General features: G+C 64.3%; 11 protein-coding genes. 5 read left to right on the forward strand and 6 right to left on the reverse strand.

The window, feature by feature from the left end; translation table 11 throughout:
• On the forward strand, positions 1 to 759 hold the full coding sequence (locus ACODSO_RS12715; protein WP_489037240.1) for an SDR family oxidoreductase: 759 nt from the start codon (positions 1 to 3) through the stop codon (positions 757 to 759).
• Between the two features lie 5 nt (positions 760 to 764).
• Here ACODSO_RS12715 and ACODSO_RS12720 read toward each other — a convergent pair whose 3' ends face one another.
• Positions 765 to 1,973 (reverse strand): hypothetical protein, encoded by a 1,209-nt coding sequence (locus ACODSO_RS12720; protein WP_489037241.1) that lies wholly within the window; start codon positions 1,971 to 1,973, stop codon positions 765 to 767.
• The gene (locus tag ACODSO_RS12725) at positions 1,970 to 2,746 is read right to left on the reverse strand and encodes a crotonase/enoyl-CoA hydratase family protein (protein WP_489037242.1); all 777 of its coding nucleotides are present in this window, start codon (positions 2,744 to 2,746) and stop codon (positions 1,970 to 1,972) included. The genes ACODSO_RS12720 and ACODSO_RS12725 overlap by 4 nt, the downstream gene beginning before the upstream one ends.
• Before the next feature lie 61 nt (positions 2,747 to 2,807).
• Between ACODSO_RS12725 and ACODSO_RS12730 the strand changes: the two genes are divergently transcribed.
• Positions 2,808 to 3,413: a TetR/AcrR family transcriptional regulator gene (locus ACODSO_RS12730; RefSeq protein WP_489037243.1), complete on the forward strand. Its 606-nt coding sequence runs from the start codon at positions 2,808 to 2,810 to the stop codon at positions 3,411 to 3,413.
• On the forward strand, positions 3,410 to 5,035 hold the full coding sequence (locus ACODSO_RS12735) for an acyl-CoA dehydrogenase family protein (protein ID WP_489037244.1): 1,626 nt from the start codon (positions 3,410 to 3,412) through the stop codon (positions 5,033 to 5,035). The genes ACODSO_RS12730 and ACODSO_RS12735 overlap by 4 nt, the downstream gene beginning before the upstream one ends.
• A gap of 8 nt (positions 5,036 to 5,043) precedes the next feature.
• Here ACODSO_RS12735 and ACODSO_RS12740 read toward each other — a convergent pair whose 3' ends face one another.
• Together ACODSO_RS12740 and pgi are read right to left on the reverse strand one after the other, a co-directional pair.
• Positions 5,044 to 6,006: a type IV toxin-antitoxin system AbiEi family antitoxin domain-containing protein gene (locus ACODSO_RS12740; RefSeq protein WP_489037245.1), complete on the reverse strand. Its 963-nt coding sequence runs from the start codon at positions 6,004 to 6,006 to the stop codon at positions 5,044 to 5,046.
• Positions 6,007 to 6,042: 36 nt separating this feature from the next.
• On the reverse strand, positions 6,043 to 7,692 hold the full coding sequence (gene pgi, locus ACODSO_RS12745) for a glucose-6-phosphate isomerase (protein WP_489037246.1): 1,650 nt from the start codon (positions 7,690 to 7,692) through the stop codon (positions 6,043 to 6,045).
• Between the two features lie 88 nt (positions 7,693 to 7,780).
• Here pgi and ACODSO_RS12750 point away from each other — a divergent pair, with 88 nt between their 5' ends.
• Entirely contained in the window at positions 7,781 to 9,232 is a 1,452-nt protein-coding gene (locus ACODSO_RS12750; RefSeq protein ID WP_489037247.1) for an NAD-dependent succinate-semialdehyde dehydrogenase, read from the forward strand.
• 59 nt (positions 9,233 to 9,291) lie between these two features.
• Here the strand turns inward: ACODSO_RS12750 and ACODSO_RS12755 are convergent, their stop codons facing one another.
• Positions 9,292 to 9,582, reverse strand: coding sequence for a chorismate mutase (locus tag ACODSO_RS12755; RefSeq protein ID WP_068377453.1), 291 nt, complete (start codon positions 9,580 to 9,582; stop codon positions 9,292 to 9,294).
• Positions 9,583 to 9,965: 383 nt separating this feature from the next.
• Here ACODSO_RS12755 and pcrA point away from each other — a divergent pair, with 383 nt between their 5' ends.
• Positions 9,966 to 12,380, forward strand: coding sequence for a DNA helicase PcrA (pcrA, locus tag ACODSO_RS12760; protein WP_489037248.1), 2,415 nt, complete (start codon positions 9,966 to 9,968; stop codon positions 12,378 to 12,380).
• A 97-nt stretch (positions 12,381 to 12,477) separates the two neighbouring features.
• On the opposite strand, the gene ACODSO_RS12765 is transcribed toward pcrA, so the two are convergent.
• Positions 12,478 to 13,524, reverse strand: coding sequence for a M23 family metallopeptidase (locus tag ACODSO_RS12765; RefSeq protein ID WP_489037249.1), 1,047 nt, complete (start codon positions 13,522 to 13,524; stop codon positions 12,478 to 12,480).
• Positions 13,525 to 13,703: the final 179 nt, after the last annotated feature.

Raw genomic sequence — 13,703 nt, forward strand, 5'->3', positions numbered from 1 at the left:
ATGGGCGAGAGACGGAACAAGATTCTGATCACCGGTGCGAGTTCGGGACTTGGCGAGGAGATGGCCAGGCGGTTCGCGGCGAAAGGGAAGGACCTGGCGCTGTGCGCACGGCGGCTCGACCGCCTCGAAACACTGCGAGACGAGCTGATCATCGCCAACCCGGGAGTCACGGTGGCGATCCGGGCGCTCGACGTCAACGATCACCACGCTGTGGTCAGGGTCTTCGGTGAACTCCATGACGAACTCGGTGGCCTCGATCGTGTCGTCGTCAACGCAGGCATCGGCAAGGGCGCAAAGATCGGCAGTGGACGAGCCGACGCCAATCTGGCCACCGCGCGCACCAACTTCATCGGAGCACTGTCGCAAGCAGAAGCCGCGCTCGAGATCTTCCGAGCTCAGAAGTACGGCCACCTCGTGCTCGTGTCCTCGATCAGCGCCGACCGCGGCCTACCGGGCCCGAAAGCCGTCTACTCGGCCAGCAAGGCCGGCGTCGCGGCCCTCGGCGAGGCGCTCGCCAGCGAACTCGCGAAGACCGACATCGTCGTCACGACGCTGCTGCCCGGCTACATCGCCACCGACATGTCGGCGAAGGCCGGAGACAACAAGATGATGACGGCCAGCCTCGACGAGGGAGTGTCGGCCATGGTCTCCGCGATCGAGAAGGAACCGCGTCGCGCGGCACTGCCCGGCCTGAAGTGGCGGGGTATCGACGCCGCGCTGCGCTTCCTCCCGAACGAGCTCACCGACCGAATGGTCTAACCCTGCTACCACGACTTGTGCGGCAATCCGCGGCGCGTGAGCACCGCGGATGCTCGGTCGGTGAGTATCGGGACGAACCGGTTCTCGGTCCCGACGAGGGAGAGCGTCGATGTCGATCCCATCGTCGAGATGTAGGCGGACAGGACCGTCTTGGTACGCGATCGACCTGCGTTCGGGTGGATTGCTCGGGTCGCGACAGTGGTGGCACGGTGTCCCGAGATCGATGCGATCGACGTCGGAAGAGCCCCGATGTTCGAACACAGCACCCGCGCAGTCCCGAGTGAGGACGTCATCGATGCGGCCTTGGCGTCGGACATCAGTTGGACTGCCTCGGCCGGGAAGCCGCTCGGCGCGTGTGCGGGCTTGGCGAGAGCCGCCTTGGTTGCGGTCTTGATGTCTGCAAGGGTGTCGGTGCTGGACACGCCGACGGTGGCCATACCGATTCGATTGGTGCCGTGCGTATTCGACCGAAAAGGTACGTTGATGCTGATGGGTTCGTGTTCCCCGAGGGAGGCGGCGATCTCGGCGATCAGCGAAATGAACACCGTGTTGGACAGGTTCGCATCGATATCGAAGATGGCAGTACTGGGGCGTACGTCGTGAAGTCCGACGGTCTTCGTCGAGCGGACGTAACCGGTCAGCTCGCGCCGGGAGTCTCGGCTGAGCATCAAACTCACGGACGCGCGCACCGAACCCGCAGCCACCCGAGTGGCGAGCGAGACCGCATCGCCGATGTCCGACGTTCGACGCAGTCGGAACTCCGGCGCACTTCCCTCGAACGCCCTCCCCGCCGCCGCGATGAGGCCTGCAGCATCGGCCAGGGTATGCGAGCAGACCAGTGACATCACGGTCCCGCCTGTCTCGACCGCTGCCACCGACATCCGCCAGCCCGGTCCGAACTCCGGATCGAGCTCGATGTCTCCTTGCGCGTCCGCCCACCTCAGCACAGTGCCTTCGCTCAGCGGTGTGGCGTCGTACCGAAGTGGGTGTGCCTCGGTGGATCGAGTCCAGCGTCGTCGCGCACCGGGAACACGAGGGGTGACGATCCTTCGACCGAGCTGACCCGACGCCAGATTGGCATGCACCGCAGCGAAATCCACTCTGTCGACGTGTTCGGCGCTGCGCCAGATGCCCTGAAGGACGATGGGCAGTCCGAACCCTCGGTGGGTTCGCAAGAAGATGTCGTCGACAACGGACAGACGGTCTCGCCTCACGGCGTGTGTCTCGACTGGCTGGCGCCGTGTCTGCCTGCGCCCGAAGCGAATTGCTGGGCACCTCCGAGCGCATCGGCAGACATCGAGATCGCACCGTGCCGGAACTCGTTGGCGATGGCGGCTTCCAGCTCCAGACCTTCCTGCTCGAGCAATGACAGGCGGTCCTCGCGCATGCACGTCTGCGGTAGAAGTGCCAGATCGGCTGCGAGTGCCTCTGCAGCAGCCCGCGCGCCACCGACGTCGACGACGCGATTGGCGAGGCCGATGGCAAGTGCTTCGTCGGCGTCGACTGCGCGCCCGGTGAGAATCAGATCCATCGCTCGCGACGTACCGATCAACCGTGGTAACCGTACCGTTCCGCCGTCGATCAGAGGGACGCCCCACCTCCGGCAGAAGACCCCGAAAGTGCTGTCCTTCTCGATAATTCGAAGGTCGCACCACAGCGCGAGTTCGAGGCCACCCGCGACGGCGTAGCCGGAGACCGCGGCGATGACGGGCTTGGACAGCTGCATTCTGGTCGGCCCCATCGGGCCGTCGCCGTGTTCGGTCGCGTGGTTGGACCGTTCCGTTCCGAGCGCCTTGAGATCGGCGCCGGAGCAGAAGGTTCCACCCTCTCCCCACAGCACCGCGACGGCAGCGTCGTCGTCGGCGTCGAACTCCTCGAACGCAGCGACCAGCTCGGCCGCGGTGGGGCCGTCGACGGCATTCCTCGATTCCGGTCGCGACAGGATGACGGTGGTGACGGGCCCCGAGCGTTCGATCCTCACTGGCATGGTGTCGACGGTACTCGAGGGGGCTTGTGTGAAGCAATGAATCAGTGCTTCACTTCTTGGCATGCCGTATCGCCGCACGACGGCCGTGCAAGCTCGACTCGATGCCGGACGCGACAAACTCTTCGCGTCGGCGATCGAGGTGCTGTCCGAGCAGGGCTATCGGGGGTTGTCCATCGCGTCCGTCGCCGCAGCGGCCGGGGTCTCCGCCGGTAGCGTCTACACCCACTTCGAGAGCAAGTCCGACCTGGTCGTGGCGATATTTCGCGAGGTGTGCGGTCGGGAGGTCCGTGCCGTCGCCGAGGCCTGCGCTTCCGGTGATGCCACTGAGCGGGTCACCGCGATCGTCGAGACGTTCGCCGGGCGGGCCATGAAGAACCGCACCATGGCGTACGCCTTGTTGGCCGAGCCCGTCGATCCGGCCGTCGACGCCGAACGGCTGGTGTTCCGACGCAGTTTCACGGACGCGATCGCCGGAGCGATTGCCGCCGGAGTCGCATCGGGTGAAATTCCGGCGCAGAACGTCGACCTGGCGGCAGCAGGACTCGTCGGCGCGGTGGGGGAGGTCCTCGTCGGGCCGCTGCGTCCCGACCGCAACCACGGAGACGCTGCCGACGTCGTTCCCGATCTCGTCGCATTCGCCCTTCGATCGCTAGGAGTCTCGTCATGACTTTTCCGGACACACACAGCGTGTTCAATCAGGTCCCGGACCTGCTGCCGTACGACACGTCCGACGACGCCTCGTTGCTCGAGGGGCTCGAACGCGAAGGTGCCGAGTACTCGCTCCCCGACCTCCGCGAACTCGGGGATCATGCAGGCAGCGTAGAAGTTCAGGAGTGGGGGCGCCTCGCCAACGAGAACCCGCCGATCCTGCGGACACACGATCGGTACGGCAACCGCATCGACGAGGTCGAATTCCACCCGCACTGGCACGACCTGATGTCGGTGGCGGTAGCGAACGGCCTGCACGCGACGCCGTGGCAGTGCGACCGGGCAGGTGCTCATGTGGCCCGCGCGGCGAAGTTCTACGCATGGGGCCAGGCCGACGCCGGGCACATGTGTCCCATCTCGATGACCTATGCGGCAGTACCGGCGCTGCGGCACAATGCACAGCTCGCCGATCTGTACGAGCCGCTGCTGGCGTCGACCCACTACGATTTCGGGCTTCGCACTCCCACCGAGAAGCGCGGCCTCATCGCGGGTATGTCGATGACGGAAAAGCAGGGCGGGTCCGATGTCCGCGCCAACACGACGACAGCGACACCGTCCGCGGACGGTACGTACTCGATCGTCGGACACAAGTGGTTCACCTCGGCGCCGATGTCGGACATGTTCCTCACACTGGCACAGTCCCCGGGCGGCCTATCGTGCTTCCTGCTGCCCCGGGTGTTGCCCGACGGTACTCGTAATCGTATTGCGCTGCAACGACTCAAGGACAAGCTCGGTAACAAGTCCAACGCATCCTCGGAGGTGGAATACCAAGGGGCCACCGGCTGGCTCGTCGGCGAAGAGGGGCGCGGGGTGCCGACGATCATCGAGATGGTCAACATGACGCGGCTGGACTGCGTCATCGGATCGGCGGCAGGAATTCGCAATGCGACAGTCCGCGCAGTGCACCATGCGCGCCATCGTTCGGCGTTCGGGGCGCAGTTGGTGGATCAGCCGCTGATGCGGAATGTGCTCTCGGACTTGATCGTCGAGTCCGAGGCCGCGACGACCGTCATGATGCGTCTGGCGGGAGCGACGGACCGGTCGGCGCGGGGAGACAGTCAGGAGACCGAACTGCGTCGAATCGCCCTGGCCGTCACCAAGTACTGGGTGTGCAAGCGCGCCCCGTCGCATGCAGCAGAGGCACTGGAATGCCTGGGCGGCAACGGATACGTGGAAGATTCGTCGATGCCGCGGTTGTTCCGAGAGTCGCCGCTGATGTCGATCTGGGAGGGCTCGGGCAACGTGGCCGCACTCGATTCCCTGCGTGCGCTGGCCAAACAGCCGGACGTTGTCGAGGCATACTTTGCCGAGGTCGGTCTTGCAGCAGGAGCGGATTCACGCTTCGACGACGCGGTGTCACGGCTCGGTAAGGAGCTCGCCGATCGTTCCGATATCGAATACCGCGCGCGACGCGTCGTCGAGCTGATGGCGTTGGTTTTTCAAGGCTCGCTGCTGATCCGACATGGCGACGCGGCTGTGGCCGATGCGTTCTGCGCCAGCAGGCTCGGAGAAGATTGGGGCGGGGCCTTCGGGACCCTGCCGACGGGACTGGACACCGCGGCGATCTTGGCCCGAATCTAGGTCGATTCTCAGGTGAAGGATCCGCGTGGAGAAGGCAGGCCGGCTGCGCGGACGAAGGCCCGTGCGATTCGATCGGTCAGCTCTCTCGGGAACGCGAGGTCTTCCCAGTTCCACTGCACGACAACCCATCCCAGATTGCGCATGCGCTTCCGCTGTCGCGTGCAGTCCACGTCGGCGATGACGGGATCGGCCCCGTACAGCCCCTGACCCTCGAATATCCCGACTACCCCGTGATCGGGATAGAGGAACGGCACCCTCGCTACGAGTAGGCCGAATTCGTCGCGCAGCCATTGACCGAGCTGCGGCGGCGGCAGCGGTAGCGTGTCGAGCTGCATGCGACTGCGTGACTCTCCCGCGCTCTGGCTTCGCGGGGACATCGACCCGACGGCTTGGCGCGCTTTGGCTACACCCGTTCTGTTTCTCGCGTCGTCGAGCGCGGTGAGCAATTGGGCATGCGTTGTCAGGCCGGTGCGAAGCGCGTAGTCACCGACGCACACCGCGGGGTGCAGTGGTAGCGATCTGGCCAGGTCGACCACCGTCCGTGTCGGTGTGGTGACCGCGAACCCGTTCAGCGTCATCAAGTCGGAGGACGGCACGGGTGATCCGTGCAGAACTCGCTGTCGACCGCGCTTGCCCGCATACGAGCGACCGATCGTGAACGTGACCTTGTCCAGCGGGATGTCCCACGTCTCCATCCCGTGCAGCACCGCCGCCGACACGTGACTGAATACCGTGTCGGCGCTCGACTCCGCGAAAATAGCCTCGGCGAGGACTGCGTGCCTGCGATGAGCATCGAGTGTGCGGTAGACCTCGGCCCTGATGAAGTGCCCACGCCGGACGGTGACGAGTTCGCCGCTGGCTCGGCCCCGCCGCAGGTCGTCGTCCGTATAACCGCGTGCCAGCGCGTCCGTACGGGAGAACATGTGGTTCTGATCGAAGTCCATACTGAGTTGGACGTACCGGCCAACCATTCGGATCCCTCGGCCGGGTGGATCGACCCCGCAGAGCTACTTCGTGCGCCCCCGCTGATCGCGGTACCAGCGGACCAAGGCGTCGGTGGATGAATCGCCCTGCTTCTCCGGTGCCGCCTCGTCGGTCAGCACCGGCGTCAGCTCCAGGGCCTGGGTCTTGCCGAGCTCGACACCCCACTGGTCGAACGAGTCGACACCCCACACGACACCCTCGACGAACACCTGGTGCTCGTACAGCGCGATCAGCTGACCGACGACGGACGGGGTCAGCTTCGGCGCGAGGATCGAGGTCGACGGTCGGTTGCCCGGCATCACCTTGTGCGGCACGACGTCGGGCGCGGTTCCCTCGGCGGCGATCTCGTCGGCCGTCTTGCCGAACGCGAGGACCTTGGTCTGGGCGAAGTAGTTGCTCATGAGCAGGTCGTGCATGCTGCCGGTGCCGTCGCGGGTCGGGAGGTCGTCCGTGGGCTCGGCGAACCCGATGAAGTCGGCGGGGATCAGCCTGGTTCCCTGGTGCAGCAACTGGTAAAAGGCGTGCTGTCCGTTGGTGCCCGGCTCGCCCCAGAAGATTTCCCCGGTCGACGTCGTCACCGGAGTGCCGTCGGCCTTGACCGACTTGCCGTTGGACTCCATCGTCAGCTGCTGTAGGTACGCAGGGAAGCGTGACAGATCGTTCGAATACGGGAGTACCGCGCGGGTTTCCGACCCGAAGAAGCTGCTGTACCACAGCCCGAGGAGGCCGAGCAGGGCCGGAGCGTTCTGCTCGAGTGGCGTCGTGCGGAAGTGCTCGTCGATGCGGTGGAAGCCGTCGAGGAACTCCCCGAATGCTTCCTTTCCGATCACGGCCATGACCGAGAGACCGATCGCCGAATCCACCGAGTAGCGTCCGCCGACCCAGTCCCAGAACCCGAACATATTGGCGGTGTCGATGCCGAACTCCGACACTCGCTCCGCATTGGTGGACACTGCAACGAAGTGCTTGGCGACCGAGTCTTCGCCGAGGGCATCGACGAGCCATCGCCGCGCTGCCGTCGCGTTGGTCAACGTCTCCAGCGTCGAGAACGTCTTCGAGGCAATGATGAACAGCGTCGACGCCGGGTCGAGCCCGACCAAGGCGGCGACCAGATCGGCGGGATCGACGTTGGAGACGAACCTCGCGTCGATTCCGGCGTCGGCGTAGTGACGAAGCGCGTTGTAGACCATGACGGGTCCGAGGTCGCTGCCGCCGATGCCGATGTTGACCACTGTCGAGATTCGAGAACCGGTCGCGCCGACCCACTCGCCGGAACGCACTCGATCGGTGAATTCGCCCATCCGCGTGAGCACTTCGTGGACATCGGCGACGACGTTCTGGCCGTCGACCTCGAGCGTCGCGTCGGCGGGAAGCCGCAGGGCGGTGTGCAGGACTGCACGATCCTCAGAGGTGTTGATGTGTTCGCCGGCGAACATCGCGTCCCGACGGCCTTCGATGTCCGCGGCGCGAGCGAGTTCGACCAGAAGAGACACTGTCTCGCTGTCGATGATGTGCTTGCTGTAGTCGATGTGCAGGTCGCCCGCATCCATCGTGAAGGTTCGGCCGCGATCCGGGTCCTCGGTGAACAGGTCTCGAAGCTTCTTCTCGCCGATTGCGTCGTGGTGTGCTTTCAAGTTGTTCCAGGCGTCGCTGCCCGTGATGTCACCGCTCATGTCTGCAAACCCTAATCTGCTTCGCCGGCTTGTGCGCGTCTTCTCGTGCGCTCTGGGCGCACGTCAAGCCTGGGGGCACACTGGAAGAATGGAGACCAATTCACTCGTCGAATCCATCCAACCGAAGCTATGGATCGGTGGCCACGCCGTCGATGCCGAAAACGCAGCGACGTTCGAGGTCAACAATCCGGCTACAGGAAAGCCGATCACCAGCGTCGCCGACGCCAGCGCTGCGGATGCGAAGAAGGCGATCGACGCAGCTGCGGCAGCACAGAAGTCGTGGGCGAAGACGCCCGCTCGCGAGCGCGGTGAGTACCTTCGTGCCGCATTCGAGAAGATCACCGAACGTGCCGACGACGTCGCGACGCTCATGACACTCGAGATGGGCAAGGCGCTGGCCGAGTCGAAAGCGGAAGTCAAGTACGGCGCGGAGTTCTTCCGTTGGTTCGCCGAGGAGGCCGTCCGTATCGAAGGCCGATACACGCCTGCACCTGCGGGTAACGGTCGCATTCTGGTGAGCAAGATGCCGGTAGGCCCAGTCCTGGCCATCACTCCGTGGAACTTCCCGCTTGCGATGGGAACGCGCAAGATCGGTCCCGCGCTCGCTGCCGGGTGCACCATCATCGTCAAACCGGCCAGCGAGACACCGTTGACGATGTTGTTCCTGGCGCAGCTGTTCGCCGAGATCGGTCTCCCCGAGGGTGTGCTGTCGGTGTTGACCACGTCGAAGTCGAGCGCGGTGAGCGCGCCGATCCTCGAGGACCCTCGCCTTCGCAAGCTGACATTCACCGGTTCCACGGAGGTGGGGAAGAAGCTCATCGAGCAGTCGGCGGGAGGGTTGCTGAGAACCTCTATGGAACTGGGTGGCAATGCGCCGTTCGTCGTATTCGACGATGCAGATGTCGATGCAGCCGTCGACGGCGCGATGCTCGCGAAGATGCGCAACGGCGGCGAGGCGTGCACCGCCGCGAACCGATTCCACGTCGCGAACAGCGTGCGGGAGGAGTTCACCGCGAAGCTCGTCGAGCGGATGAAGGAGATGAAGCTCGGCCCGGGCATCGATCCCGATACCAAGCTCGGACCGCTGATCAACGCGGATCAGCTGGGCACGGTGAAAGAACTCGTCGACGACGCTGTGCAGTGTGGGGCGAAGATTGCGCTCGGCGGCGAGGCAGCTGGCGGAGACGGGTACTTCTACCCGGCGACGGTCCTGACGAATGTGCCGGCGAACGCGCGAATCCTGACGGAAGAAGTATTCGGCCCGGTAGCGCCCATCGTCGGCTTCGACACCGAGGAAGAGGGAATTGCGGCGGCGAATGCCACCGAGTTCGGACTGGCGTCGTACATCTACACCCGTGGACTCGACCGTGCGCTACGGGTGGCAGACGCCATCGAGAGCGGAATGGTGGGAGTCAACCGGGGAGTCATCTCGGACGCGGCCGCGCCGTTCGGCGGGGTCAAAGCGTCCGGATTCGGTCGTGAGGGCGGGACCGAGGGGATCGACGAGTATCTGGAAACCAAGTACATCGCCCTCACCTGAGCTGCCTGCCTGGACTGTCTCGTCGTGCATGCCACTGGTGGCATGCACGACGGAAGTCTCTAGTGTCCGAGTCGTCCGCGACCCAGGCGAAGAAGCAACATCGCGAGCGTGTGGCCTTCCTGGCCGAGGCTGCTGAAGCGGTCGAGTACCTTCATTTCACGGCTGTGCACCAGGCGCGGGCCGCCGGACGCCATGCGGGTCCGGCCGATGAGCTGTGATACCTCCGTGCGGCGCTGGATGGCAGCGAGGATCTCCGAGTCCAGCCGATCGATCTCCTGGCGGAGTGCATCGATTTCGGCCTCGGAAGAGGGCAACGCAGTCTCGGTGTCGATCTTTGTCGTAGATGCCATTTCGTCTCCTCGTGTCACTAGTGTGGATCGTTGCTCGATCCGACACCGTTACGTCCCCCCAACTTCGAGGACTTGCCGCAGAACTATGTATTGCTGTGTGCTGAGTCACATCGTTGCGACCCGCGAATCCCCAGGACGGAGAACCACGGACCGCGTTACTAGGAACAACCCCCGGGACCCCGCGCCGAAGAATCGGCAGCGTACAGGGCATAGCGACGAACGATATTTTCGATCACCGATCCAGTGTGCCACCTGTTCGCAGTCCTGAAAAGTCAGTCGGGGAGCCGAATCTTCCGTTCGGTTTTGTGCTGCGTCCTCAACCAGCAGTCACGCATAGGTTCGTGTAAAGGGGTGTCGGTGCGCGCCGGTAGCCTGAATAGGCGATGAACACGAACCTCACTGCTGCACCTGCGCCCGGAAAGTCCAAGTCCGAAGCCCTGCTGGAGGGTCTCAACCCCCAGCAGCGCGAGGCTGTCATGCATTCGGGATCGCCGCTCCTCATCGTGGCCGGGGCCGGGTCGGGTAAGACTGCTGTTCTGACGCGTCGTATCGCGTACCTGTTGGCCGAGCGCGGGGTCATGCCCGGCCAGGTTCTGGCCATCACGTTCACCAACAAGGCCGCCGCGGAGATGCGTGAGCGCGTCGCCGGTCTCGTCGGCCCTCGGGCCAACAGCATGTGGGTCTCGACGTTCCACTCGAGCTGCGTACGCATCCTCCGCAACCAGGCATCATTGCTGCCTGGGCTCAACTCGAACTTCTCGATCTACGACGCCGACGATTCGCGCCGCCTGTTGACGATGATCTCGAAAGACCTGCAGATCGATACTAAGAAGTTCTCGGCGCGGCTGCTCTCGACGGCGATTTCGAATCTGAAGAACGAACTCGTCGGACCCGAGGACGCCGCAGCAGACGCCGACAAGCAGATGGTCGAGCTGCCCAAGCTCGTCGCGCAGGTGTACGGCATCTACCAGCAACGGCTTCGGTCGGCCAACGCCATGGACTTCGACGACTTGATCGGCGAGACCGTCGGCCTGTTGCAGGCGTTTCCGCAGGTCGCCGAGTACTACCGTCGCCGATTCCGGCATGTGCTGGTCGACGAGTACCAGGACACCAACCATGCGCAGTACATGCTGGTGCGTGAGCTGGTCGGCCGCGAGGATTCCGACGGAGCACTCGAAGGCACTATCGCACCGGGAGAACTGTGTGTCGTCGGCGACGCGGATCAGTCGATCTACGCGTTCCGTGGTGCCACCATTCGCAACATCGAGGAGTTCGAGCGCGACTACCCGGACGCCCGAACCATCCTGCTCGAGCAGAACTACCGGTCGACACAGAACATCCTGTCCGCAGCCAACTCGGTCATCTCTCGCAACACCGGTAGGCGTGACAAGCGATTGTGGACGGACTCGGGGGAGGGCGAGCTCATCGTCGGCTACGTGGCCGACAACGAGCACGACGAAGCGTCGTTCGTCGCCTCGGAGATCGACAGGCTCGTCGACAACCACGACGTGCGCTACGACGAGGTAGCGGTCTTCTATCGAACCAACAACTCCTCGCGTGCGCTGGAGGAGATCTTCATCCGCCTCGGGTTGCCCTACAAGGTCGTGGGCGGGGTGCGCTTCTACGAGCGCAAGGAAGTACGCGACATGGTGGCGTACTTGCGCGTGCTGTCCAACGAAGACGACACGGTGAGCATGCGTCGAATCTTGAACACGCCGCGTCGCGGGATCGGGGACCGTGCCGAAGCATGCGTCGCCGTCCATGCCGAGCAGCGCGACATCAGCTTCTCCGCAGCACTGCACGACGCCGCAGCAGGCAAGGTCGCACTGCTCAATTCGCGGTCCCAGAAACTGATCGGCCAGTTCCTCGAACTACTCGACGAGCTCCGCTCGGTACTGAACAGCACCGACGACGACGGCAACGACATCGCGGACATCGGCGACGTCGTCGAGGCAGTACTCGATCGCACCGGGTATCGCGCCGAACTCGAAGCCAGCAGCGACCCCCAGGACGGTGCGCGGCTCGACAATCTCAACGAACTCGTCAGCGTGGCAAGAGAATTCACCTCCGAAGCGCGCAACCTCGCCGCAGTCGAAGCCGAAGCCGACGTAGTAGTGGAGCGGGAGGAAGGGACTCCCGCACCGGGTTCGCTCGCGGCGTTCCTCGAACGGGTGTCGCTCGTCGCCGACACCGATCAGATACCGGATTCCGGAACAGGTGTCGTCACCTTGATGACGCTGCACACAGCGAAGGGCCTCGAATTCCCCGTCGTCTTCGTGACCGGGTGGGAAGACGGACAATTCCCGCACATGCGCGCACTCGGAGACCCGAACGAACTGTCGGAAGAACGTAGGCTCGCGTACGTCGGTATCACTCGTGCGCGGCACCGTCTGTACCTCACGCGTGCGATCATGCGCTCGGCCTGGGGTCAGCCGATCAACAATCCGGAATCGCGCTTCCTGCAGGAAATTCCACAGTCGCTGATCGAATGGAAGCGTGAGGACCCCGGCATCGGTGGACGGCCGCGATCCGGTGGCTTCGGCGGCGGTGGTTTCGGCGGCGGTGGTTTCGGCGAGCGTCGCGGGCAGCAATCGACGCCGACCTTCGGTTCCGCACGCGCACGCAACAACGCTCTCGTCCTCGCCGTGGGGGACCGTGTCAATCACGACAAGTACGGTCTGGGAACTGTTCTGGAGTCCACCGGCACCGGTACCTCCGCCATGGTGTTGGTCGACTTCGGCACGTCGGGACGCGTGAAGATGATGCTCATCGGTGGCGTGCCGATGACCAAGCTCTGAGCAGACGAAAGCCGCGCACCGAATAGTCAGGTGCGCGGCGGATTGTTAGGAATTTCGGTGCGCACCTGACGAATCGGTGCGCACCTACGTCGAACAGTCAGTCCAATTCGGGTCCGAGGCCGATGCCCCGGGAAGCCAACCACGGAAGCGGGTCGATCTTGCTGTCGCCCGGAAGGTGAACCTCGAAGTGCAGGTGCGGGCCGGTGGAGAAACCACGGTTGCCCATACGCGCGATCTGGTCTCCGGCCATGACTTCCTGGCCGACCGTGACGTTCGCGCTGTCGATGTGCCCGTACACGGTGATGGTGCCGTCGGCGTGCTGCAGGCGAACCCACATTCCGAAACCGGCCGCAGGGCCCGCGTCGATGACCTTGCCGTCGGCGACCGCAAGAATCGGGGTGCCGATAGCGTTGGCGATGTCCACGCCAGCGTGAAGAACTCCCCAGCGCTGACCGAAGTTGGAGGTGTACGTACCGACTGCGGGAAGCACGAACAACGGGCGGCGGGCCGCAGCCTCACGCGCGGCGCGCTCTTCGCTGAAGCGCTGCCCCTTGGCGAGGAGATCGTTGAACTGGCTGAGATCGACGGGGTTCGCGACATTCAGGATCTGCGGGGCAGAGGATGCCGAAACGTCCGTCGTGGTGTCAGCGGCGAAATTGGCTGCCTGCGGAACGGCGGTGGCGGCGATGCCCGGGGCTGCCGGCGCTGCGCCTGCGGCCAGAGCAACTTCCTCGGACGTGCTCGGCGCGGAAGGTCCATGGTCGATGACGGCCTGGCCTGCAGCGACGACGGCACCTGCAGCGACTGCAAGGACAGCGGCGCGGCCCTTGAGTGCGGTGGGAGGCGTCGGAATCCGGTGCGCGCCACGTCGGCGTGAAACAGCGATCTCGTCTGCGGGAACACTCTCTGTAACGAAATCAGGCTCCGCCGGGACATCCACTTCGGAGATGCTGTGCAGCTCGCTGTCGTGGTAGCTCTCGGCAGAGCCGTAGTTGCTTGCGAAATAGTCGTAGCCGGTCGTGTCGAAGTCTTCCGCTTCGGTTCCCCAGCTGGTCTGTGTCGAGAACACGGTCGGCGCGCTTTCGGTTACCGCCGCCGGTGTTACGAACCGGCTGGTAGTGAAGGACGCGCGGTGTTGCGACAAGACTTGCGACCTCCCGATCCGTGATCTGCTCGTGACTTAAGACTCGGCAGACGGTAACGAAACGATTGCGGTACGCGCAAGTTAATCGACTTAAACCGGCTCATATGTGAGATGGCTCACAAGGCGAGCAGGGGTTTTGCGGATATCGGCTGTGATCACCGACAGGTCACGAGTATGCC

It is taken from the genome of Rhodococcus sp. FG69, assembly GCF_057808915.1.